The sequence below is a fragment of the Conexibacter sp. SYSU D00693 genome (genome assembly GCF_017084525.1).
Taxonomy (GTDB): Bacteria; Actinomycetota; Thermoleophilia; order Solirubrobacterales; family Solirubrobacteraceae; genus Baekduia.
Genome location: NZ_CP070950.1, coordinates 3190039 through 3212213, shown reverse-complemented (window position 1 = coordinate 3212213; position 22175 = coordinate 3190039). Strand labels below are relative to the sequence as shown.

General features: G+C 70.3%; 20 protein-coding genes. 7 read left to right on the top strand and 13 right to left on the bottom strand.

The genetic code is table 11. From position 1 onward, the window contains the following. The first annotated feature begins 13 nt into the window (after positions 1 to 13). On the top strand, positions 14 to 541 hold the full coding sequence (locus tag JUB12_RS15940) for a hypothetical protein (protein WP_205696400.1): 528 nt from the start codon (positions 14 to 16) through the stop codon (positions 539 to 541). Here JUB12_RS15940 and JUB12_RS15935 read toward each other — a convergent pair. Further along, the gene (locus JUB12_RS15935; RefSeq protein WP_205696399.1) at positions 538 to 1239 is read right to left on the bottom strand and encodes a DUF554 domain-containing protein; all 702 of its coding nucleotides are present in this window, start codon (positions 1237 to 1239) and stop codon (positions 538 to 540) included. The two genes, JUB12_RS15940 and JUB12_RS15935, sit on opposite strands and share 4 nt — an antisense overlap. Before the next feature lie 22 nt (positions 1240 to 1261). Here JUB12_RS15935 and JUB12_RS15930 point away from each other — a divergent pair, with 22 nt between their 5' ends. Together JUB12_RS15930 and JUB12_RS15925 are read left to right on the top strand one after the other, a co-directional pair. After that, positions 1262 to 2260: a glycosyltransferase gene (locus JUB12_RS15930; protein WP_205696398.1), complete on the top strand. Its 999-nt coding sequence runs from the start codon at positions 1262 to 1264 to the stop codon at positions 2258 to 2260. A gap of 64 nt (positions 2261 to 2324) precedes the next feature. Beyond that, on the top strand, positions 2325 to 3263 hold the full coding sequence (locus JUB12_RS15925) for an NADP-dependent oxidoreductase (protein WP_205696397.1): 939 nt from the start codon (positions 2325 to 2327) through the stop codon (positions 3261 to 3263). A gap of 100 nt (positions 3264 to 3363) precedes the next feature. Here the strand turns inward: JUB12_RS15925 and polX are convergent, their stop codons facing one another. Continuing rightward, positions 3364 to 5094, bottom strand: a complete 1731-nt coding sequence (polX, locus tag JUB12_RS15920) for a DNA polymerase/3'-5' exonuclease PolX (RefSeq protein ID WP_205696396.1) — start codon at positions 5092 to 5094, stop codon at positions 3364 to 3366. Positions 5095 to 5290: 196 nt separating this feature from the next. Between polX and JUB12_RS15915 the strand changes: the two genes are divergently transcribed. Together JUB12_RS15915 and JUB12_RS15910 are read left to right on the top strand one after the other, a co-directional pair. Next, positions 5291 to 5593: a hypothetical protein gene (locus JUB12_RS15915; protein WP_205696395.1), complete on the top strand. Its 303-nt coding sequence runs from the start codon at positions 5291 to 5293 to the stop codon at positions 5591 to 5593. Between the two features lie 137 nt (positions 5594 to 5730). Then, entirely contained in the window at positions 5731 to 7044 is a 1314-nt protein-coding gene (locus JUB12_RS15910) for a site-specific integrase (RefSeq protein WP_205696394.1), read from the top strand. Here JUB12_RS15910 and JUB12_RS15905 read toward each other — a convergent pair. The 11 genes from JUB12_RS15905 to JUB12_RS15855 form a co-directional block, all read right to left on the bottom strand. Beyond that, on the bottom strand, positions 7041 to 7325 hold the full coding sequence (locus JUB12_RS15905) for a helix-turn-helix domain-containing protein (RefSeq protein ID WP_205696393.1): 285 nt from the start codon (positions 7323 to 7325) through the stop codon (positions 7041 to 7043). The genes JUB12_RS15910 and JUB12_RS15905 overlap by 4 nt on opposite strands. Next, positions 7322 to 8437, bottom strand: a complete 1116-nt coding sequence (locus tag JUB12_RS15900; RefSeq protein WP_205696392.1) for an AAA family ATPase — start codon at positions 8435 to 8437, stop codon at positions 7322 to 7324. The genes JUB12_RS15905 and JUB12_RS15900 overlap by 4 nt, the downstream gene beginning before the upstream one ends. Continuing rightward, on the bottom strand, positions 8434 to 9468 hold the full coding sequence (locus tag JUB12_RS15895) for a DNA-primase RepB domain-containing protein (protein ID WP_205696391.1): 1035 nt from the start codon (positions 9466 to 9468) through the stop codon (positions 8434 to 8436). Before JUB12_RS15895 ends, JUB12_RS15900 begins: the two co-directional genes overlap by 4 nt. A gap of 281 nt (positions 9469 to 9749) precedes the next feature. Further along, on the bottom strand, positions 9750 to 10001 hold the full coding sequence (locus JUB12_RS15890; RefSeq protein ID WP_205696390.1) for a hypothetical protein: 252 nt from the start codon (positions 9999 to 10001) through the stop codon (positions 9750 to 9752). Between the two features lie 452 nt (positions 10002 to 10453). After that, the gene (locus JUB12_RS15885) at positions 10454 to 10657 is read right to left on the bottom strand and encodes a hypothetical protein (protein ID WP_205696389.1); all 204 of its coding nucleotides are present in this window, start codon (positions 10655 to 10657) and stop codon (positions 10454 to 10456) included. Positions 10658 to 10845: 188 nt separating this feature from the next. Beyond that, positions 10846 to 11496: a hypothetical protein gene (locus JUB12_RS15880; protein ID WP_205696388.1), complete on the bottom strand. Its 651-nt coding sequence runs from the start codon at positions 11494 to 11496 to the stop codon at positions 10846 to 10848. Positions 11497 to 11640: 144 nt separating this feature from the next. Then, positions 11641 to 12093, bottom strand: a complete 453-nt coding sequence (locus tag JUB12_RS15875) for an AlpA family transcriptional regulator (protein WP_205696387.1) — start codon at positions 12091 to 12093, stop codon at positions 11641 to 11643. Between the two features lie 181 nt (positions 12094 to 12274). Then, positions 12275 to 12478 (bottom strand): hypothetical protein, encoded by a 204-nt coding sequence (locus tag JUB12_RS15870; protein WP_205696386.1) that lies wholly within the window; start codon positions 12476 to 12478, stop codon positions 12275 to 12277. A gap of 26 nt (positions 12479 to 12504) precedes the next feature. After that, positions 12505 to 13266, bottom strand: coding sequence for a hypothetical protein (locus tag JUB12_RS15865; protein WP_205696385.1), 762 nt, complete (start codon positions 13264 to 13266; stop codon positions 12505 to 12507). Positions 13267 to 13461: 195 nt separating this feature from the next. Then, positions 13462 to 17604 carry a hypothetical protein gene (locus JUB12_RS15860; protein ID WP_205696384.1) on the bottom strand — a complete coding sequence of 1381 codons (4143 nt, stop codon included), beginning with the start codon at positions 17602 to 17604 and terminating at the stop codon, positions 13462 to 13464. 46 nt (positions 17605 to 17650) lie between these two features. Beyond that, positions 17651 to 19750, bottom strand: a complete 2100-nt coding sequence (locus JUB12_RS15855) for a recombinase family protein (protein ID WP_241004527.1) — start codon at positions 19748 to 19750, stop codon at positions 17651 to 17653. 169 nt (positions 19751 to 19919) lie between these two features. Between JUB12_RS15855 and JUB12_RS15850 the strand changes: the two genes are divergently transcribed. Continuing rightward, positions 19920 to 20660: a hypothetical protein gene (locus tag JUB12_RS15850; protein ID WP_205696382.1), complete on the top strand. Its 741-nt coding sequence runs from the start codon at positions 19920 to 19922 to the stop codon at positions 20658 to 20660. Between the two features lie 37 nt (positions 20661 to 20697). Then, on the top strand, positions 20698 to 22104 hold the full coding sequence (locus JUB12_RS15845) for an ATP-binding protein (RefSeq protein ID WP_205696381.1): 1407 nt from the start codon (positions 20698 to 20700) through the stop codon (positions 22102 to 22104). Positions 22105 to 22175 lie beyond the last annotated feature (71 nt).

Here is a 22175-nt window from a genome sequence, read left to right as displayed (position 1 = left end):
GCGAGAGCCGCCGGTGCGCTTCGCCGACCTGCTGCGGGCGACCGTCCTCCTCAGCGCCGCCGCGGGCACGACGCTCGCCGTGCTGACCGTCGCCGGCGCGACGCGGGTGCAGGACGACGCGCTCGTGCTCGTGTGCACCGCGTGGTGGGCGGTGGCGGGCCTGCTCGGCGGGTGGCTGGGCCGCGGCGCGGCCGCGTCGGAGGCGACCGCCACGGCGATGGCCACCGCCCGGGCCCAGACGACGCTGCCCGAGCTGCGGCCGGGCGTCGCGCTGCTCAACCGCCTGTGGCCGCTGCTGGCGCTCGTGGTGGCGGCGGGCGTCGTCGCCCTCTGGGTCCCGCAGGTCGCGGGCGTGGCGACGGGGTTCCTGCTGCTGTGGTCGCTGCTGTGGCGCCGGCAGGAGGCGGCGGTCCGCGCCGTCGAGGACCGCGACGGCGCGACGTTCTACGTCGAGCGCACCTCGCCGTTCGAGCCGGTGAAGCTCGTGCGCGTGCCGGGCTTCCGCCGTGAGGTCCCGACGCAGCCCGCCGAGGGCGTCTAGAACGCCCCGGCGATCGCGGCGATCAGCGGCGCGAAGAGCAGGGCCGGCAGGAAGTTGCCGACCTTGACGTCCTGGACGTCGAGGAGCTTCAGGGCGATCCCGATGATCAGGACGCCCCCCGCGCTCGTGAGCGCGAGGAGCTCGTCGCTGCCCTCGGTGAGGACGCTGTCGAAGACGCCGGCGAACAGCGTGAGGCCGCCCTGGTAGACGAGGATCGTCAGGACGCTGAGACCGACGCCCCAGCCCAGCGAGGCGGCGAGGGCCACGGACGCGAAGCCGTCGAGCAGGGCCTTGGTGGCCAGCGCCTCGTAGTCGCCCGTCAGGCCGTCCTGGATCGAGCCGACGACGGCGAGCGGGCCGACGCAGAACAGGAGGCTGGCGGTGAAGAACGCCTCGGAGACGCTCGAGTGCCCTTCGTCCTTGGTGGTCCAGCGCTGGAGGCGGTCGCCGAGGGCGGCCAGGCGGTCCTCGATGCGCAGCGCCTCGCCGGCGATGCCGCCGAGCAGGACGCCGCCGAGGACGAAGAGCGTGTTCGTGTCGCGCCAGGCCAGGGCGAGGTCGATGCCGATGACCCCCGTGACGAGGCCGAGGCCGAAGAGCACGCGCTGCTGGAGGCCGGCCGGCAGGCGCGCGCCGACGAGCCGCCCGGCCAGCGTGCCGGCCAGCACGGCGCCGATGTTGATGAGCGTGCCGGTCACGCCGACGGCATGATGCTCGGTCGTGGCGCCCGACGTGCTCCTCGTCTGCCTGGGCTCGACCGCCGGGCTGCGCGCGGCCGAGGACGAGCTGGCGTCGTCGCTCGAGCGTGCGGGAGTGGGCGTGCGGCGGGCGGTCCCGCGGGCGCCGGGCGAGGTGCGCACGCTGGCCCTGACGGACCTGGTGTGGGCGCGGGCGGCGCGGGCGGCGGCGCGCGAGGCGCTGCGGTCGGCGCGGCCGCGGGCCGTCGTCTACTCGACGACGACGGCGGCGGCGCTGTGGCCCGAGCCGGGGGCGATCCGCTTCGACGCGCTCGCCGCGGTGAACCGCCCCGGCCGCCACGGGGTCTGGCAGCGGCCGGTGGAGCGCCGCCGGCTCGCGGCGGCGCCGCTGCTCGTGCCCCAGGACGCGGGGGCGCTGGCGGAGGCGGGGGTCGCGGTGGCGCAGGAGCGGGTCGTCGTCGTGCCGATCCCGGTCGAGCCGAGCGGGCCCGCCGGGGGGACGCGCGACCTCGCGGCGATCACCTACGCGACGAACCCGGCGAAGAAGGGCCTGGACCGGGTGCTCGCCGCCTGGGCGGCGGCGCGGCGGCCGGGCGAGGAGCTGGTGGTGGCGGGCGTCGACGCGCAGCAGGGCGCGGCGTTCGGGCCGGTGGAGGGCGTGCGCTTCGCGGGCCGCCTGGAGCCGACCGCGTACCGGGCGCTCGTGCGCCGCGCGCGGGTCTTCGTCACGGCGCCCCGCCGCGAGGACTTCGGCCTCGCCCAGCTCGAGGCGCTGGCCGACGGCTGCCGGGTCGTGACGACACCCGCGCCGGGGCCCTACGCGGCGCTGCCGGTCCTGCGGGGTCTCGGGGACGGGTTCGTCGTCGAGGAGGCCGCGCTGGCGGGCGCCCTGCGCGCGGCGCTCGACGCTCCGGACGACGGCTGGGCCGAGCGGGCGCTCGCCGCGGTCGCCCCGTTCCGGCGCGCCAGCGTGGACGCCGTGGTCGCCGAGCGGCTGGTTCCCGCGCTCCTCGACCGCTAGCCGCCGTGCGACGAAGGGGACAGTCCCCTTCTTCGCATCGCCGTCGCGGGGTAGGCGCTCGTGCATGCGCGCGATCGTGATCGACGAGTTCGGCGACGCCGACCGGATGCAGCTGCGGGAGGTCGACGACCCGAAGGTCGGACCGGACAGCGTCCTCATCCGGGTCCAGGCGGCGGGCATCAACCCGGTCGACACGAAGATCCGCCAGGGCCGGCTCGAGGGCGGCTTCCCCCACCACTTCCCGCTCGTGCTGGGCTGGGACGCCGCGGGCGTCGTCGAGGCGGTCGGCCCGGCCGTCGTCGACCTCGAGCCGGGCGACCCGGTCTACGCGTACTGCCGCAAGACCGAGATCGCCGCGGGGACCTACGCCGAGCTCGCGGCGATGCCGGCGGGCGCGGTGGCGCGGCGGCCGCGGTCGGTCGACGTCGTGCACGCCGGCGGCCTGCCGCTCGTCGGGCTCACCGCCTGGCAGGCGCTCGTGGAGGGCGCGCGGGTCGAGGCGGGCCAGACCGTGCTCGTCACGGCCGCGTCGGGCGGCGTCGGCCACGTCGCGGTGCAGATCGCCCGGGACCTCGGCGCCCGCGTCGTCGGCACCGCGTCGGAGCGCAACCACGACTTCGTGCGCTCGCTCGGCGCGGACGCGGTCGTCGACTACGGCGCGCAGGACGTCGAGGCGGCCCTGCGCGAGGCGGCGCCCGAGGGCTTCGACGCCGCCCTCGACCTCGTGGGCGGCGACGGGCAGGCGCAGGCCGAGGCGGTGCTCAAGGACGGCGGCGCGCTCGTCTCGATCGTCGACCCGTCGGTCAAGGAGCGCTCCCGCGTCCGCGGCCACTACACGTTCGTGCGTCCCTCGGCCGCGGAGCTCGTCGAGCTCGCCGAGCGCGTCGACGACGGCCGGCTGCGCGTCGAGGTCCAGGAGACCCTCCCCCTCGAGCGGGCCGCGGACGCCCACCGGCTCCTCGAGCGGGGCCACGTCCGCGGCAAGGTCGTCCTCGAGGTGTGAGAAGCAGGGGACTGTCCCTTTCTTCGCACGCCCCCGCGCACCGTCTCCACGAAGTGCCTGCAAACGGGCGGGTGAGAAGGAGGGGTCTGACCCCTTCCTCTCACCGCGCGCGCTTGCGCAGGGGCGCGAAGTCCCTCCAGGGGAGGGTGTTGACGACGTCGTCCTTGGTCAGCCAGGCGCGGCGCGCCGTGGCGACGCCCCAGCGGGTGACGTCCAGCGTCTCGGGGCCGTGGGCGTCGGAGTTGATGACGATCGGGATGCCGGCCTGCGCCGCGGCGCGCGCGTGGGTCTCGCGCAGGTCGCGGCGGTTGGGGTTGCCGTTGATCTCGAGCATCGAGCCCGTGCGCCTGGCGGCGTCGAGGACCGCGTCGAGGTCGAAGGTGTAGCCCTCGCGCCGTTCGATGAGGCGGCCGGTCGGGTGGCCGAGGCAGTCGATCATCGGGTGCTCGAGCGCGGCGACGATGCGCTTGGTCATCTCCGCCTCGCCCATCTGGAACTGGGTGTGGACCGAGCCGACCACCCAGTCGAGCTGGGCGAGCACGTCGTCGTCGTAGTCGGGCCGGCCGTCGGGGAGGATGTTCGTCTCGGTCCCGATGAGCAGCGTGAAGCCGTCCATGGACGCGTCGACCTCGCGCACGCGCTCGACCTGGCGCAGCAGCTCGTCGGCGGGGACGTCGTTGCCGAAGCCGTGCGTCGCCGAGTGGTCGGTGATGCAGAGGTACTCGAGGCCGCGGGCCTGCGCCGCGTGCGCCATGCCCTCGATCGTCGCGCGGCCGTCCGAGGCGATCGTGTGGCAGTGCAGGTCGCCGCGCAGGTCCTCCTGGGTGACGAGCTCCGGGTGGATGAAGCCGGCGTCGAGCTCGCCGCGGTCCTCGCGCAGCTCGGGCGCGATCCACGGCAGACCCAGCAGCGCGTAGACCTCCTCCTCGGTCGCGCAGCGGTGCGTCGTGCCCGTCGCGTCGTCCAGCACGCCGTACTCGGAGACGTGCAGCCCCTTGCGCACCGCCATCTCGCGCAGGCGCACGTTGTGGGCCTTCGAGCCGGTGAAGTGCTGCAGGAGGTTGCCGAGCTGGTCGGGCGCCACGACCCGCAGGTCGATCGGCATGCCCGTGTGCGTCCGTGCCCGTGCGCCCGCCTCGCCGGCGACGCTGCAGGACTCGACGAGGTCGAGCTCGCCCAGCGCGCCGGCCAGGCCCGCAGGGTCGTCGGAGGTCGCGATGACGTCGAGGTCCTTGACCGACTCGGTGAGCCGCCGTACGCCGCCCGCGACCGCCACCGTCCCCGCCGACGGATGGGCCTGCAACGCGTCGACGATCGCCGCCGCCATGTCCGTCGCCCGGTGCAGGAGCGTCCGCGGCGCCGCCTTCTCCGCCACCCCCGCCGCAAACGCGGCAAGGACGGTCTCCTCGAACTTCGGCCCGAAGCCCTTCACGTCGCGCAGCTGCTGCTGCTCGGCCGCCTCGCGCAGCGCGTCGAGCGACGCGATCCCGAGCTGGTCGAAGAGCTTGCGCACCCGCTTGGGCCCCACGCCCGGCAGGCGTGTCATGTCCACCAGCCCGGGCGGGAACTTCGCCCGCAGCTTCTCCGCCGCCGGGATCGTCCCGGTCTCGAGCAGCGCGCTGATCTTCTCCTCGAGCGTCTTGCCGATCCCGGGCAGCTGCGTGACCTTCCCCTCGCGCGTGAGCGCGGCGATCGACACCGGCGCCTCGCGCACCGCCTTCGCCGCGTTGCGGTAGGCCACGACGCGATGCACGATCGCGCCGTCGAGCTCGTAGAGGTCGCCGAGCTCGTCGAAGGCCGCGGCGATCTGGGCGTTGGAGGGGTCGGGCATGACTAGCCGTCCGATCGATCAGCGACACTTGGCTTGCTGCTGCGGAAATGTCGACCGTTGAGCGCAGAGGTGGTTGACACGTGTTCTTCGTTCCTGTTCCCTAGCAGCCCATCAGCGGGACTCGACTGAGCCCCGGAAAAGAGACGGGCCGGCGGTGTTGCAGCACCCCGGCCCCGGCACCGAGAGGTGAGTATCGATGCAGATCCACGGTATCGACGAGCGGACTCCCAGCGAGCTGCGCAAGATCCGGGCCAACTCCATCAACCAGGTGGACACGATCCTCGGCCATGCCTTCGCCGGCCAGCGCCGCGAGGCCGGCGGTCAGCTGGCGAGCACCATGGTCCGCCACCACGGCGAGCTGATCGCCGCCATCAACGACCACCTCGGCGACGACGGCCCGTCCGTCGACTTCTACGAGGAGGCCGCCGACATGGTCGGGCTCGCCATCAGCGGGGTCGAGCAGCCCGGGGACGTCCTCCTCGAGTTCGCCCTCGGCTAGGGACGTCCACCGTCCATGACGAGCGAGTCGACGGCCCGGAGGCATCGCCTTCGGGCCGTCACCACGAAGAGCGCAGAGCGGTGAGCGCGCCACGGATTAGCGGACACGTCCGGGTGGAGCCGCGTGCGGGCGGGCGCGTGTGGGTCGCCAAGTACATGCGCGCCGAGGGGACACCCACCCGCAAGGTTCTCGGCCCGGCGTGGGTCAAGGACTCCGGCCGACGGACGGCGCGGGGCGCCGTCGTCTGGCGCACCGCAGACGGCCCTAAGCCCGACGGGCACCTGACCCCGAAGGAGGCCCAGGAGGCGCTGGCGGAGCTCATGGCCGCCGAGAAGGGACGCCACGTCTTCGCGGCCAAGCCGGGAGTGAGGACGCTCGGCGATGCGTTCGACGAGTACGTGCGCCATGCCGAGCACGAGAAGGACCTGTCGGTTGGAAGCCTGCAGTCCTACCGATCGGTTTGGCAGTTGCACGTGCTGCCGGTCCTGCCGGCATCGACGCCGCTGCGGCGGCTCGACGTCAGCCGCCTAGACCTGGCCATGGAGAAGATGGCTGAGCGAGGGGTGAGCCGCGGCAACCGACGGATGGCGCACAGCGTGCTGTCGGGAACCCTCGCTCGAGCGGTCGAGAAGCGATGGCTGCCGGGCAATCCCATGCGCGACGTCAAGCGGCCGGCGCCTGCACGAAAGGCGGCGGGCATCGTCTTTCTGCAGCCCGAGGAGGTCATCGCGGTAGCGGCTGCCGCGGAGGGCGACTGGCTGCCCGAGACGCCACGCGAGACGTTGCGCCAGGACGGGCAGCGCGGCGCCGTCAGCGAACGACAGGCAGAGCGCGTCACCGAGGCGCGTAGGTACATGGCGGGCCTGTACGCGTCGATGATCCGCGTGTCAGCCTGGACCGGGCTGCGAGCGGGCGAGTTGCGGGCACTGCGCTGGAGGGACGTCGACTTCGCGGCGCGCTCCTTGCGGGTGGAGCGGAACATGCCGACGCGTCTTTCGCCCACCGAGGCCGGCCGGACGAAGGGCAAGAGGTCGAGGTCGTTGCCTTTGATCGACCAGGCGGCCGCGGAGCTCGCGCGCCTTCGCCAGCGTGAGGCCTGGACGTTCGACGACGACCTCGTGTTCGTCAACTCGGCGGGCGGTGTGGTTGATCACGGCGGGGCCGACAAGGCGTTCAAGCGGGCGCTTGTCGCCGCCGGCGTCGGCAAGAAGCTGCGCTGGCACGACCTGCGCCATTCGTTCGCGACGATGGCTGCCGCTCATGGCGCCACGCTGGTCGAGATCAAGGAGTGGCTTGGCCACGCGTCGATCGAGACGACGATGGTCTACGCCCACTACCTGCCGAAGCAGGACGCCGCCGACCGCCTGTCGCGCGCGTTCGCAGTCGAGGTGAACCCTCTAGCCGCGCTTGAGACTTCCTCCGCCGCGGAGGGCTCGGAGGCCAGGCCCTAGGCGGCCAGTGTCCCCGCGCGGAGGTACTGGTGGACCTCAGCGCGAGCGAATCGCCACCCGCTTCCGATCTTGACGGCCGGCAGGCGCCCCTCTCGGGCGTACTGCCGGACCGTCTTCGCAGGCAGGCCGAGCAGATGGGCAACGTCGTCGACGGTCAGCAGCGGCTCTGACAGCGCTGCGGGCGGTCGTGCACCCACTCGCTCGACGGCCTCGGCGACGCCAGGGATCTCGAGAACGGCAGCGACGAGGGCAGCCACGCTGTCGACGTTCGCCTGGGTCATCGTGCAGCCTCGGCGAGCATGGAGTCCTGCGTCGGCGTGCCAGCCAGGACGAAGCCGTGCTCGGTTTCGACCACCACGTCGAGGCGCCGCAGTTGCCTGAACGCGTCCCTGAAAGACGGCGTGTCCGCGCTGACCACGCATAGCTCGGCGATCGCTGTCTTTCGCAGCGGCGTTGCCTCCTCGCGCATGACCTGTTGGATGCGCTCGGTCATCCGGTCAGACGCGGATTGGCGGGGGGTGGTGGTGGTCGCAAGGGGGGATCCCTCGACCACCACCCTCCCCCCATGGGCCACGATCTTCAGCAGCCGGGCTGGGGGCTCCTCGTCCATGCGGAACTTGCCGCCCTTCAGCGGATCGCACTCGAGGCTGATCGTCGTGTCAGCGAGGCGGCGGGCGGTGAAGACGGCGTCGGACTGGTCGACGATGGCGGACGAGCCGCGCACGGCCCGGGTGTCATCGTGTCCTGCGTGGTGGAGGAGCAGGCCGGCGGCGTCGAGCTCGCGGCACACGTTCGCCAACGAGGCGACGAGGGGGGCCATGTCGTCGGACTCGTTCTCCTTCTTGCCGGGGGCAAGGCGACGAAGCGAGTCGAACACGATGAAGCGCGCCTGCACCCGGGCGAGGGCCTCGGCGAGGGCGTCAACGCCCGCCTGGGCGCCGAGGTCGAGCCCCATGGCGTCGACGTACTTGAACGCGTCCCGCGGAAGCCCACAGTCACGCCACCGCCGGGTCATCATGCGGGTGCCCATCTCGCCGTCGACGTAGACGGCGACTCCAGGCGTGGTGGAGATGCCAGCGGCCGGCGTGCCCGTCGTCACGGCGTGGCATAGCGCCATCCCGAGCCATGACTTGCCGGCACCGCCTCGGGCGGCGAGGGTCGTGAGCGCGCCGTCCTGGGCGAAGCGGTCGACGCGCCAGACCTGAGCTTCCTCCGGCTTGGCGAGCTCGACGCCCATGTCGACGAACCGGATGCATCGCCGGGCCTGCTCTCTAGCGCCCAGAACAGGGGGGTGGTGGTTGTGTGTCTCTCCCGGAGGGACCACCATCCCCCCCTCGATGACGGCAAGCTGCGCCTGGAAGGCCGTCATCGAAGGCAGCGGCTCGGCGCTCATGCCGCCACCTCCTCGCCGCGAACCATGGACAGCAGCCGGTCCTTGATGGCCGGGAAGTCGCGCCGGACATCAAGCGCCCAGACCTTGGCCGCCGCGTCGAAGATGTCGCCGCCCTCCCCGCAGCCATGGCAGAAGTAGGCCTCAGGGCGTCGGCCGAGCACGTGGAGGCTCGGTGTGCGCTCGGCCCCGTTGCCATGCCATGGGCAGGCGACGAAGCCCTCGCCGTTGACGGGGCGGCCCGTGAGGGCCGGCACGTAGACGGCGGCCGGGATCGACCGGAGGAAGTCCCTGAGCACATCCGTACCGACCGTGGTGCGCGCCGTCATGGGCACGACATTGGCGGCCGGCGAGTCGGGGTCATGGACGCCGCCGAGCCAGGTGGCGATGTCCGCCGCCGAGTACACCCGCCACCGCTTGAACAGGACGCCCTCGGAGCGGTTCACGACGGGCCGCACCACGAAGGGCGACCTCTTCCGGTTGACGGTTCCGGCCAGCCGCAGAATGCGTGCTCGATCGGTGGCCTTCGGGTCGGTGCCGAGCTCGGCGGCCAGGCGACGCATCAGCCGCTCGGCCAGCGTTGACGGGATCGGCTCTCGGAGAAGCCAGGTGGCGTGGCACCGGCCCGGCGACGTCTCGAGCACGAGCGACGGTCGGCACGGGAAGCTGATGACGGCGGCCCGCGACTGGGGATCGTCGGCATCCGCCCACAACACGCCCAGGGCGGGCACGACGCCCGCCCCTCCTTCATTGCGCAGTCGGGCGCCGGCGCTCACGTAGACCTCGGCGCCGCGGTCGCTTGCCGAGATGGCCTCGGCGGCAAGGCGCCGGATCTCGGGGCCGACCTGCCGGTCATCCGCTCCGGTTGCGCCGAACCGCTGTCGCATGCCGGGAGAGTTCGGCCACTTGATGCGCAGCTCGAGCACGTCGTGCTCGGCCGGCGCGTGCCGGGTCAGGGCCTCGAGGTGACAGCAGGCCAGGCCGGCCCGCTCAGCCACAGACAGTGGGGTGCTCAGCCCCTCAGCCTGGAACATGGCAGCTCCTTCCTTTCCGCGACCGAACGTCGCGGCGGATCAAGTCGTCATTGCTCGATGGCTGCCGACGGGGCTGCCCTGATGCGCCACCCATACGGGTAGGCGTGGATGTACCTGCACGGTCAGGATGCACCGCGCCTCGGACGTATCGCCACCGAACGACGAAGGGCGCGGCCGAAGCCACGCCCTTGCCGGAGCTGTTGACGATCTTGAGCTGCCCAGGCGAACCGGGCGATCCAAGGATGGCGGCGAGGGCGGACGGACGGGGCGCGCTCGGCGCGTCAGGCGTGAGCGCCATGTAGCACCGGGCCCAGGACGTCGATGAGCTTGTCGAGCGAGAGCCGGGGCGCTTCTGTGTCGAGGTCGCGCAGCTGGGCGCGGTAGCCGTGCTCCGTCATGACGCCGGCGACGTTCATGAGCCAGCCCTGGTCAGGGACGATCTCGAGAACATTCCGAGCCCAAGCCACGTCGCCGAAGGGCGCCGCCTGGGCGAGGTGCCAGTAGGCGTCGAAGAGGTCGTCGTCGGTCTGCACGACCAAACCGGGAGGTGCAGCGGAACACATCGCGGCGGTCAGTCCTCGCCCGTCTAGGGAGAGAGGCAGTACTGCATGGGGCGCGTCGGTGAAGACAGGCGACTCGCCACGCCCGGGATGGGTCGCGCCGCAGACCGAGACCCGGGCGGAGTCTGTCGGGAGGGTCCTGAGCCAGCGGCGACTGACCGCCTCTGTCGCAGGGTCTGGGTAAGTGGGTATCGCGACCCAAAGCGCCTGCTCATCGAGGTCTAGCGTGCAGGCGAAGAGCCACCGCTGCTCGTCGTCGGAAACGGTCTCGGCCAACCAGCAGAGCTGCCGGACGCCCTCGTCCAGCGAGACGCCGCCGACGATCAGGTCCGTACTTCCGTAGGCGGCCCGGCCCAGCCTGCCCTCTGGCTCTTCCGCGTTCGAGGCCATGATGTGGAGGCGCTCGCTGTCCGCAGAACGCCCGCCTACTGGCGGGCGTTCGCCTTTCCAGCCTGACTGCGCTCCGGGATGAGACGCAGGACCTCGGCCGCCTGATCAGGGCCGACCAGCTCGACGAGGACCTCAGGAAGCCTCGGATGCTTTCGACGAACGCCAGCGAGCTGAGAGCTGACGCTGCCAACGCGCATCTGCAGGGCGTCGGCGACGTCGGTGACCGACGAGCCGGCCATGTGCAGGGCGATCGTGGCCGGGTGAGCTGGCCGACGACGGACGGGAGATGCAGGCATGCACTCGATGGTGAGGGCCCATGCGATCGGGCCGAGAGCTTTTCTCCTCTCGCCCCGGATCCATGACGACATTGTTACTCGCGCGCACGGGCCCGCCTCCCGCCGCGCCGGTGGACGCGCTTTACGGGTGGTCAGCGGATGCCGGCGATCACGACCTTGGCGTTCTCCACGATCACCTTGCCGGTACACCCCTGGAAGCCCTGAACGCCGATCCTGAGGCTTCGCTGTGTTGCGGTCGTGACCTCGGCGAGGAACGGGTTCCACGTTGGCGTCGTGATCTCTTGGTCGGGTGCTCCGATGCCCCCGGCAACGTTGGCTCGGACGGCCTCGTCGTCGCCTTGCTGGATGAAGACGATGGGGTAGCCGATACCGCAGCTCACGTTCTCGCTTGAGACCTTCATGTAGTTGCCGGCGATGTAGTCCGTCTCGCCGGCCTGCTGGGTGAAGGCGCCGTTGGCGAGGTTGTAGGTCTTGTTGTTGTCCTGTGGGAGGTTCCACTCGAATCGGGTGCCGGTGCCGCGTGCAACGACCGAGGATCCCGAGGCGCCTGGCTGTCCGGGTGCGCCAGGCGCTCCTGGTGGCCCGGGCGGGCCCGGGGCACCAGCCGGTCCTGTGACGTTCCACTTGACCTGCTTCTCCTTGCGGGTGCAGGTGCGGTCGCCCGGGTGCACTGATGCTGAGTCGAGCAGGCGTGGGCGTCCCTGCTGGTCGACGCAAGCGGTGATCGTTCCGTCTGGCGCTTGGATCGCGGCGACACCCCACGCCGTGGCGGTGACTGCCATGGCAACGCCTGCGACAACGCCGGCGAGTGCGGTCCTGCTGAGTTGCATCGCTCCCCCTTGAGTTCGGTGCCCCCCGAGGCACGGTCGCGCGAGCGTAGAACAGCCGAAGCGCCGGCCGGGCGCTTCGGCGTTCGCCGGTGGTCCTTACTCCCCGAGGTCCAGGACGTCCAAGAGCGCGCGTACCTCTCGTGCCACCTCGTTCGCCCCGCTGAGGGCTCCGAGTGCGTCCTCGTTGAGCGCGTGACACGCCTCGTCGAAGAGGTCGGCGAGTTCTCGGAGTCGGGCGGCCGGAGCGTGGAGCGCGTTGGCGATGAGCCGCTGGGTGGCGGCGCGATGGTCGGCCTCGTCGAGCAGCTCGTCTGAGACGGGGCACAGCTCCCGCGCGTCGGTGTGGTGCGCTTGCCGGAGCCATGCGTCGAGCTCCGTGCGTCGGTAGAAGCACTGACTTCCGGCTGGGCTCTTAGCGTGGGGAAGGCCGTCGTGCTTCTGCCAATTCTCGATCGTGCGGGTCGTAACACCCAGGTGCGCAGCTGCTTGGCGCTTGTCCAGCCAGGGCTCTCGCGGCTCGGGGTTGGTGCTGCCTGATCGCTTGTCCATGCGACCAGTGTCGGCCTGGGAGGGCACGACTCGAGCCGGTCCGGAGTCACCCGCCAGCGGCCGTGAATCGTTTGACTAGTCACGACCCGACCGCGGAACCAGAGCTAGGTCAACCGGAGCGAGCTAGTGACCGGTCGTGACTACTCAAATGGCGCCGACCTTGGCGCGTCGACGCTCAGCGTCAAACGGCGGGGCGCCGCGACGAACGGTCATCCGTCTCGCGATCAGCGCCTTCCCGGCGGAGCTCCGCCAAGAACCAGCCACAGCCGAGGCCGAACCATGTTGCCGCCGCGGCCAGCAACGCGTCGTCGCTGGTTTGGATCGGATCACCGCCCCCAAGGAGCAATCCGACCAGCACGATCAGCCAGACGACGATGCCCTTCACAGGTCGATTGTCCACCAACTTCTGCGCTAACCCAAGCGTTCCAGTGGCGGGGGGTCGTCTCCCGCTCGTCCAGTCCACCGCTGCGCCGTTGCGGACGCCACAACTCCTGCTTCGTACGCCCTCCGCAGTTTCACGCCGAGTTCGGCCATCGCGCCCCAGATGGGATTGATCACGCCGTCCTCGTAGAGCGCCTTTGCGTGGAGTACGCGGTGTCGCTGATCGCTGAGTCGCCACAAGGCATGGAGCAGCAGCAGGACGTCGTCCGAATCCTGCGCAGGACCAGCGAGCCGATCCCCGAGAACCCCTAGGTGTTCGAGATCGCGGGCGATCCCCGGCACGACCTTCCACCCATATTCCGAGGGGGCCGCGCGTGCTTGGCCGTTGCGCTTGCACAGCTCGATGTCCTCGGCGATGTGTCGTCGCCTCGACTCCTCCAACTTCGGCGTCCGCTGCCGCCAAAACATCGCCTCGTGATCGTCTGGCTCTTCACCTTGGATCTCGCCGGTCCGTAGCTCGATCATGACGCTCGATTGGGACTGGACTGAGCGAGCGAAGTACCGCAGCGCGCCCTCTACGTCCTCAATCGTGTTGACGGCGGATTCGACGACGACCCAGGTCAGGTCGGCGTAGCGAAGCTGACGCTCGCGGCGAGTGAGCCAATCGATGAGCAGCAGAGCCACACCGATGCTTGCGAGCCCGCCGGTCGCCTCGGCGAGGAGGTTGCTGCTCCGGCTCTGGTTGTGGTGAACCGCCAGCGCTCCCGCGACGGCGGCCAGGCAAAGGGCCACCAAGCCAGCGGTCAGCAGAAGCCGATGGGTCCCTCGAACACGTTCCTGACTGCCTTGAGACACTCGCCACGCCTCGCCGAACTCGCTCCGTGCCCAGCGGCCAACCCAGATCCACCAACGTCCGCCGTATGGCGGGCACGGTTCCCCGGGCGGTCGCTGCGACACGTCAGGGGCAGGATGTCCGACGGGGAGTGACTAGTCGAGTCCGTACTTGGCCTTGAACGCCCGTACCTCCGGGCCCTCACGCACTGTGAGCAGCTCGCGCCTGCGCACCTCGCCCACCTGCCGGCGGTCGTCCGGGTAGCCGAGAGCCGCGCGCAGCTTCGTCAGTCCGCGACCGATGTCGTCGAGACGGTCCTGGACGCGGATGTAGTCGGCGGTGTCCTGGCGGCCCTCGTTGCGGAGTCGCGCTGCCGCGCGCTCCGCCTTGTCCTTGGCGTCGTAGAGCCGGCTCACCTGCGTATCCAGCGGGTCAGGGGCGTTGCCGCCCTGGCCCGTGGCCTGGTTGAGGAGACGCATGCCGAAGGTCTGGCCGCCTCGGTCCTTGGTCTCGGTGCCGGCCGACAGGACGAGGGCGCCGTAGGACCCGCCGAGCGTGCGGAGCAGGTGCACGACTCGGGCGTCGACGCCGGCGTAGCGCTTGCCCGTGCGCGGGTCGACCTGGTCCTTCTCGCCGCCACCCGCGAGGCGCATGACGTTGCGCAGGAGGGCACCCGCCTCGTCCTGGCGGCCGGTCGGGTTCTGGATGTCCCGGTCGAAGTCGAAGCGCTGGTTGAGGCTGAGCTCGATCGGGAGCTTGATAGCGGGCGTCAGGTCGGCGGCGTACCGCTTGAGCACCCGCACCACATCTCCCCCGAGCAGCGGCGTGAGCCGGCTCAGGTCCTCGGACGGAAGGCGCAGGTACCGGTAGGCCTGAAAGCCGCCGGGCTTCCAGCCAGGCACCGGAACGGGCATGCGCTCCTGATCGGAGTCGGTCAGGTCCGCCAACCAGTCCGGTCCGAGCCCCGCGTGCTCCGCTAGCGCCTGCCGGAACTTCTCGAAGTTCGCGAGCTTGCCGGGTCGCGCGGCGATCCGCTTCACCTGCATCGGCACGTTGCGTGACGTGAAGACGTAGTACGGCATGAGCCGCTTGAACACCCGCCGCTCGACCTCTGAGAGGTCGGCGTAGTTGATCATGCCCAGCAGGGCATGCTTGCCGGCCTGCCTCGGGTCCAGGCCCATGCGCCGGCCTTTGATGAAGAGCGCCAGCTTCGCGGCATCGTCGAGGTCCTCGGCGAGCGACCCTGCAGCCTCGAGCGGCCGGATGCGCGTCAGCACGTTGCGTCGAGCTTGCTGCTCGAGGGACAACTCGGACGGGTCGGAGATGCGCGAGCCGGCGCGGACCAGACCAACGGCCTGTGCCTCCTCGATGAGGTCGCGCACGGGGGTCGGTACGCCGAGGACCTTGACCGTCGCGTTCGGCATGACGCGGTCGAGGAAGCGCGAGAGCGGCGTGCCGTTGAGGCGGGTGGCGCGCCGCTCATCGGCAACCAGGGCGGTCAGGGCCTTCCAGCCGCGTCCGAAGTCGGCGGGGCTGGCGTCGAGGAGGTAGGCCTGCCAGGCGTTGCCGACGGCGGTGTTGATGAAGTAGCCGGGGCGGGCGATGGTCGATGCGATCTTCCAGCCGCGCAGGAGCCGGTCGTAGTCAGCCATGAGCGGGTTGCCGTCGTGGTGGCGAAGGCGAACCTCAAGCTCGCGGCTGACAGCGGTCGGGAAGGCGATGACGTCGTCGGGGACATCGCCGCTGGCAACCGCGCGGCGGACCGCCGCGACGTCGTCGTCAGACATGCGGGAGTAGCGCCCATGACTGACGCGCCACAGGTCCACGCCACCGGCCTCGAGGATGTCGTGGGTTGGCGCGGCACCGAACCGTGCCTGAACGCCGCGGAACAGGTGCGCGGAGGCCAGCCGCCTCGCGAGCTTGACGCCGTAAGCACCGACGAGCTGAGGAAGGTCGACACTGAACGGAAGCTGCTTGCCCCGTTCGGCGAACTCCCGCTCGATGTCCTCCAGTCTGCGGCGGTCGAGGCGCTGCTCGGCATGCCCGAACGCCTGACTTGGGCCGGACGGCCCAGCAGGCGACGAGGCAGGGTCTTCGAGGTGGCGCTCGTACTGACGCGGCACGTATCCGACGGGCGGCGGAGAGGCGTCGACCCGGGCGAGCAGGCGCTCCGCGTCTTCCCTCAGCTCGTTGCGGCGGGTGACTGCACCGACCTTCGCGATTGTCTCGAGGAGGTGACGCTCCTCCGTCGCTGTCGTCGGCGGGCCGGCGGTGAGCTCGGCACGTTGCGCGTTCACGGCGGCACCTCGCTGCTCGGCGTCTTCTAGGCGGGAGACGACTCGTGACCGGCGAGGCGTCAGCCGGCTGCTGCCGAGACCGACGGCCAGCTGCCGCTCGATGAGCTCGAGCTCCTTGCCGTAGCGCTCCCAGAAGACGTCGCTGTCGTCGGAGAGCACGCCCTCGCCGTCGGCCCGCGCAAGCACCTCGTCGAGGCGCTCATTGGCGCGAACGACCGGACGCGTCTGAGGCACCTGGCTAGCCGGCCGTGCCGCGTCAAGGCCGCGCAGCTCGGCCGCAGCTTCGCTGCGCTGTCGTCCCGCTGAGCGCACGGTCTTGTCCACCGCCGCGCGGGCGCGTCCCAGCAGGTCCTTCAGGTCGCGAGATGGGACTGCGAGGTCGCGGAGCTGGAGCCGGATGCCGTAGTCGGCAGCGACATCCGCAGCCTCGTCGAACGCCTTCGTCAGTTCGCGGGCAGTCCGGCCGAGCTGCTCCGGGAGCTGGTCGACGGTGCCTCCCTCGATCGCATGGATCACTCGCCGGTACCGATCGACATCGCGGCCGGTCTCCCTCGCGACGAGCCGCGCGAGGCGGTTGAACCTGTCGCTGACTCGGGTGAGCACGGCACGAGACTCCGCCTCCATGTCCCGCAGGGCATCGGACTCAGCGCGGACCATCCCCTTCGGCGCCGTCTTGGGCGAGATGCGAGCGACCTGATTGCCGCGATCCGTCTGGACGACTCGCCGCGCGAGCTTGCCGACACGCTCACCGACCGCGCGAGTGCCCGGGACGTTGACCGACTTGATGCCGCGAGCCGGGACGTGCACCCCCGCCTGAAGAGCGCGGCCCGGCTTCACGGACCTCGCCGCCTTCTCGCCCTCGTTGCGGATCGCCTGCTCGGCGAAGCGCCTCAGGTCCTGCAGCTCCTCGTCGGTGAACTCGCCACGCTTGCGCGCCTGCGCAATGACTCGGGCCTGCCGGCGAGCTTCCTTGGCCTGCGCGCTGAGCGCCTTCTGCTCGGCCGCCGGCTTGACCGAGAGCGACACCCGGTTGAGCGGGTCGAGCGTGAGGTCGAGCGCCAGACCGGCTGCGCCGGCGAGGTCCGGGGAGACGCCCAGGTCCGTGAGCAGGTCGCCGAAGCTTTGGTCGTTCTCCTTGGCGCCGGCGACCGCGCCCTCCAGGACGTTGTCGCCACGCACGGCCGCGCGGATCCCGCCGACCGTCCCGGACAGCGGACGGGTGAGCTGCTCAAGCAACTTGCTCGTCCCCTCTATCGCCCCCTTCGCGGCGGCGTCCTGGCTGGGGGTGAGGTGCGCGTCGGCCCTGCCCGCCACCTTCATGCCAGCGGCGAGCTGGTCGACGGGAAGCGCGGCGGCGCGGCTGCCCCGATTGGCGAACTGCAGGACGTTCCGGGCAGCGCTGGCGCCCTTGGCGAGCGCCTCGCTGTTGGAGACACCGGTGTCCCTGCCGGTCGGCACGTTCCCGGTGCCGATGCGGTCGATGATCTTCTTGACGAGGTCGAGGTTCGGGCCGCGGTCGGGCGCCTCCAGCGAGTCGATCGATGAGGCGATGCTCAGTGCCCCGCGAAGCTCCTTGCGCTGCAGGATCCGCAAGCCCTTGCGCTCCTCATCCGTCAGAGGGTCCGTGCCGTCGAGGGAGGCGAGAGCAGCCTTTTGCAGTCGAACGCCGCGGCGCTTCTCGCTGGAGTACCGGTCGATCTCGCGAGCCGCTGCGCCCTCTTCGCGCTCTGCGTCTCGAGCGATGTGCCGCCGCTCCTCGGGCGACCTGGCGTCGTACTCCGCGCGGACGTCCTTGCGGTACGCGGGCGACTTGACCAGGCCGGGCTGGCGCTTGGGGTCATCGAAGTCGCGGGCGTTGCGCTGCGGCGCCTTGACTTCGATCTCGCCGCCTCCCGCCTTGACCACGGCGCGGGCGAGGCGTCGTGCCTCCTCAGGAGAGAGACGGCCCGGCTTGGCCTTCTTCTTCTGAGCCGGCTTGGCGTTGGTCTCAGCCGGTCGCAAGGCTGATCACCTGGGCGGGGCGCGCGCGGTACACGCCTCCTGATGATCAGTCGGGAGGCGATGCGGCGGGCTTTCTGCCTCCCCGTTCGTCGGGGAATCGGACGCCGAGCCGGGTCGCCCAGCCCCGTGCTCCGAGCCCGCGCCAGATGGCCCCATAGCAGCCGTCGAGGCCGGCGCGGCGGAAGTCCGCTCGTCGAGGCCACTCGCCGCTTTCGCCGATCAGCTCCTGGCAGGCAGCTTCGATCTGATCGTCTGTCCACACGAGATGCGGCCCTCGCATGTTCGAGATCGACAGATCGAACTGGGCGGCCCATTCCTCGATCGGGGCGAAGCGCACCAAAGCGCGACGAAGGTTCTGCTTGCCGGCCCTGCAGAACTCGGTGTAGCGGGGCCAGGCGCTGCGCCCGGCAAGGAATGGCTCGAGCTCCTGCTCAACCCGATCTCGCGTCCAGAGCAACGCCGTCGTGCGGCCCTGCTGCGGATAGGTCACGCGCAGCCGCGACGCCCACAGCGGGCCGCCGCCGCGCATCTTCACGTGCTCGTACAGCCGCCTCTGGTCGGCCTCGACGAACTCCTTCGGCGTCGGAAAGGTGTCCCCGTCGCCGATGAACTCACGAAGGCGGCGCTCGATCTCCTCTTTCGACCACGCGTACCGGCTGGCGGCAAGCATCCGGTTCAGCTGCCGAGTCGCCCTTCGCCCGCTTCGAGGGAACACGAACGGCGTCCCCATCACCGCGTTGCAACCGGGTGCGGGCAGACCGCCGGGTCCCTCCCCGGTCTCGCAGACGAAGACCCGATCCTCGATCCGCACGTCGCGCCCTGGCGCCACAAAGAGCACGTCGAAGCAGGCGTGCAGCAGCCGCCGGCGAGAGGGCACGTCCATGGCCTGCCAGCCGTCGGGGAGCTGCTCGAGCAGCCCTTCGATGCTGGCCGCGTAGGCGGCCCGACGGTCCATCAGCTCCTCGGCCAGGCGACGCACCCGCTCCGAGCGGGTCTCAAGCCCGGCCGCGTACTGCTCGTCCGTGAGCACGCCAAGGGTCGCGTCGCTGTCCCGGTACCTGGCAAGCCGGTCCTCCGCCTGGGCCAGCGCGAGCTCGGCGTGATGGATGGCGCTACGGGCGCGACGTTGAACTTGTGGGCGCCGGCGAGCGACGGAGAACAGGAGGTCCTCGGCCAGGGTGTCGAGTCGTTGCGACGAGATCGCGGCGGGCGCTGGGCATGGGGCGGCTGCCGGGCGCGAGCAGCGGTATGACCGGTCCTCCCCCGCCCGTGAGCCACCGGTGATCGTCATCACGGCCCGACAGGTCGCGCAACGCGCCAGGCCGCTCAACAGCCCCGCTCGGTGCGGGGCGATTCGTCTGGGCCGACGCTGGGCTAGGCGCCAGGTGACCGGATCGACAAGGGCCGGGTGCGCGTCGCGCTTGACGTACGGGCCGTTGCGGGCCTCTCCGAGGTACGCCCTGTTCTCGAGGAGGTGCGCCACCGAGCTTGGACTCCACGTGCCGCTTCCGTCGTTGCCACGGATGCCTCGTTGGCGAAGGAGGCGTCCGATCGCGCCGAGGTTGCCGCCTTGAGCCGCCATCTCGAAGGCCTCGCCTATGGCCATAGCCTGGCGGTGGCTGACGACGAGCCGGGCGTCGGGCCCTTTGCGGTAGCCCGTCGGCGGGTTGCTGGCGCCGTGGATCCCCCGCTCGACGCGCTTGCGTCGCACGTCGTCCCAGCTGCTGCGGATGCGGTCGCGCTCGTACTCGGCGAACGACAGCATCATTCGAAGCATGAGACGACCGTGGTCGGTGCTTAGATCGAATTGATCCCCCACCGACACAAACGTCCCCCCGGCTCGCTGAATGCGATCGAGGTGTGCCAAGGCGTCCGTCAGTGATCGGCCGAAGCGGTCCAGCCTGGCGACGACGATGCCGTCACTGCGCCCACTCTCGACCCGCTCGATAGCGCCTAGAAGCTCAGGGCGGTCCGGACGAGCGCCCGACTGGTCCATCTCCTCGACCACCCGCACGAGGCGCGCCCCGAAGAGAGTGCACCAGGCTTCGATGCGGTCACGCTGGAGCGTTGGAGAGAGAAAGGACGGCCCGCCGCGCCCGCGTACGTCGGAGACACGGACATACCCGTCCAGTCGCAGAGTCGGCATGCCGCCGTGTTGCTCGAACAGCCAGCCCCCGTTGACTGATGCGGAGCGCGGACGGTAGACGTGGCCTATCGAACGGCAGCGAGAAGCCTCAGTTGAGACCCGCCGCCTCGGCGAGCGGGTCATCCAAGCCTTGACCGTGCTCCCCGCAGCTGTGGCGCTAAGCGTTGGGATGCTTTACGTCCTCGGGGCCCTTATCTGGACGTCGCGTCTCATGGCGGCGGATGTGGACCCAGGAGATGCGTTGACACAGCTCCCGGTCGAACAGGTGCTCGGTCGTGGAATAGCCCCCGGTCTGTTCGCCGCTCTGGCGTCGGCCGCCGTTGTCGCGGTTGCGAGCGTCTGGCTCGTGCTGTCCGGCAACCTCCGTCGGCCGCTCAAGGCTCTTCACGTTCCGCGGTCCACCGAACCCGAGGCGGTAAGCCAGCCGCTGACTGTTGTCACGGGTCTCGGACTCCTGGTTGCCGCGTTGACCTTGCCGCCTGCTTACGGGATCGCCGCAGACCTCTTTGTCCTGTTCGTGGTGTACCTAGCGCGCCAAGCCCGGCGCTGGGGCCTTGAAGTCGACCAACTCCCGCGCGCGGCGCTAGCCATCGCCGGCGCCACGGCGGTGGTGGGAGCCGTCGTCGGTCAAGCCTTCTGGAATCCAGCCCCCCTCTCGACAGTGACCCTGCGCTTGACCGATGGCGGGCAGTACGAGGGGCGTCTGGTCAGCTTCACCCAGAGCGGATGGCTCCTCGCCCCCGGCTCAGATCGGCTCGTGTTTATGCGGGCAGATGAGGTGTCGACAGCCGAGATCGAGCACCACGACAACGACCCGCACCGGACGATTATGGGGTACCTGCTGGGACGCCGGCTATGTGATTCCGGCGAGACAGTCCACAGCCTGTGCTACTCCGACACGGATTCGTAGACGGTCACGCCCGCTTGGTGCGCCGTAGCATCATCACGTGACGCTCAGCATCAGCGATGTCGAGGAGTGGGCTTCTCGGGGCGAGTCCGAGACCCAAGAGTTCAAGGTCCGAACCAGTACCGGCTGTCGACGCGAGGCGGCGGAGACGATCTGCGGCATGCTGAATGGGCAGGGCGGGCGGGTGATCTTTGGCGTCGACCAAGACGGCCATGTCGTCGGGCAGACGGTGTCCGACAAGACCCTCGAGCAAGTCGTTGCGGAGTTCAGCCGGATCGAACCGGCTGTCTCACCGGAGGTCGATCGTATTCCCGCCGGGACCGGCGAGGTCATCGTGGCTTCGGTGGGACGCAGCCATCGGCGACCCCATTCGTACAAGGGCCAGGCGTACGCGCGGATTGGCAACACGACCGTTGCCATCTCCCGAGAGCAGTACCACGAGATGCTGCTCGAGGCTCACCATGCGAATCAGCGGTGGGAGAGCGAGATCGCCAGTGGCTGGGACGTTTCGGACCTCGACCAGTCCGAGATTGCACGCACTGTTGACGAGGCGGTGCGACGGGGCCGTCTTGAGGAACCGGGAACCCGTGATGCCCGCGAGATGCTCCGAGGGCTCGGGGTGCTCACGGCCGATGGTCTCCTACGCGCCGCTGTGGTGCTCTTCGCCCGGTCAGACAACCTGGTGGCGTCGTTTCCCCAATGTCGCGTGCGCCTTGCTCGCTTTCGCGGTACTGACAAGACCGAGTTCATCGACAACCGTCAGTTCCACGGCAATGCGTTCACGCTCCTGAGCAGAGCCGACCAGTTCCTTCGCGCGCATCTGCCTGTGGCCGGGCGCATCCAAGCAGGCGTTTTCGAGCGCACGGACGATCCGATCTACCCGCCCGTTGCCCTCCGCGAGGCGCTTGCGAACGCGCTTTGCCATCGGGACTACTCGATCGGCGGCGGCTCCGTCGGCATCGCGATCTACGACGACCGCCTAGAGATCACGTCAAGCGGCGGCCTGCACTTCGGCCTGGAGGTGGCCGACCTCTATCGGCCTCATGAGTCGCTCCCGTGGAACCCGACGATCGCAGACGTCTTCTACCGACGAGGAATCATCGAAACGTGGGGTCGCGGAACCCTGAAGATGACCCAGCTCACCGCTCAAGCAGGTCTCCCTCGCCCCGAATTTGAGAACTCCCCCGGCGCGTTGCTGGTTCGCTTCCGTCCGAGCAGCTACATGCCTCCTAAGCGCATCGGCCATGACCTATCGCAGCAGCAGCAAGACATCCTTCAGGTGCTTGCGGTAGGTGGCGAGCAGGCGCTCCAGCGCGTGGTCGCTACTTTGGGCGCGGGCGTCGAGCGCCGGAGCGTTCAAAGGGACCTCCACTTCTTGAGAAGCCTGGATCTCGTCGAGACGGTGGGCTGGGGTCGCGGCGCGAAGTGGGGCCTGAAGCACGACTAGGCGTCCTTTCGGATCCTTTTTGGCTCCTTTGGGTCCTTTCCGTCCTTTACGGGCGGTTCCGTCCGGGGGAA

Bases quoted from the DNA above. Each gene is read 5' to 3' on its own strand.
- JUB12_RS15925 (WP_205696397.1), top strand. From the start codon at position 2,325: ATGCGCGCGATCGTGATCGACGAGTTCGGCGACGCCGACCGGATGCAG.
- polX (WP_205696396.1), bottom strand. From the start codon at position 5,094: ATGCCCGACCCCTCCAACGCCCAGATCGCCGCGGCCTTCGACGAGCTC.
- JUB12_RS15915 (WP_205696395.1), top strand. From the start codon at position 5,291: ATGCAGATCCACGGTATCGACGAGCGGACTCCCAGCGAGCTGCGCAAG.
- JUB12_RS15905 (WP_205696393.1), bottom strand. From the start codon at position 7,325: ATGACCCAGGCGAACGTCGACAGCGTGGCTGCCCTCGTCGCTGCCGTT.
- JUB12_RS15900 (WP_205696392.1), bottom strand. From the start codon at position 8,437: ATGAGCGCCGAGCCGCTGCCTTCGATGACGGCCTTCCAGGCGCAGCTT.
- JUB12_RS15895 (WP_205696391.1), bottom strand. From the start codon at position 9,468: ATGTTCCAGGCTGAGGGGCTGAGCACCCCACTGTCTGTGGCTGAGCGG.
- JUB12_RS15885 (WP_205696389.1), bottom strand. From the start codon at position 10,657: ATGGCCGGCTCGTCGGTCACCGACGTCGCCGACGCCCTGCAGATGCGC.
- JUB12_RS15880 (WP_205696388.1), bottom strand. From the start codon at position 11,496: ATGGCAGTCACCGCCACGGCGTGGGGTGTCGCCGCGATCCAAGCGCCA.
- JUB12_RS15875 (WP_205696387.1), bottom strand. From the start codon at position 12,093: ATGGACAAGCGATCAGGCAGCACCAACCCCGAGCCGCGAGAGCCCTGG.
- JUB12_RS15855 (WP_241004527.1), bottom strand. From the start codon at position 19,750: ATGCCGACTCTGCGACTGGACGGGTATGTCCGTGTCTCCGACGTACGC.
- JUB12_RS15850 (WP_205696382.1), top strand. From the start codon at position 19,920: ATGCTTTACGTCCTCGGGGCCCTTATCTGGACGTCGCGTCTCATGGCG.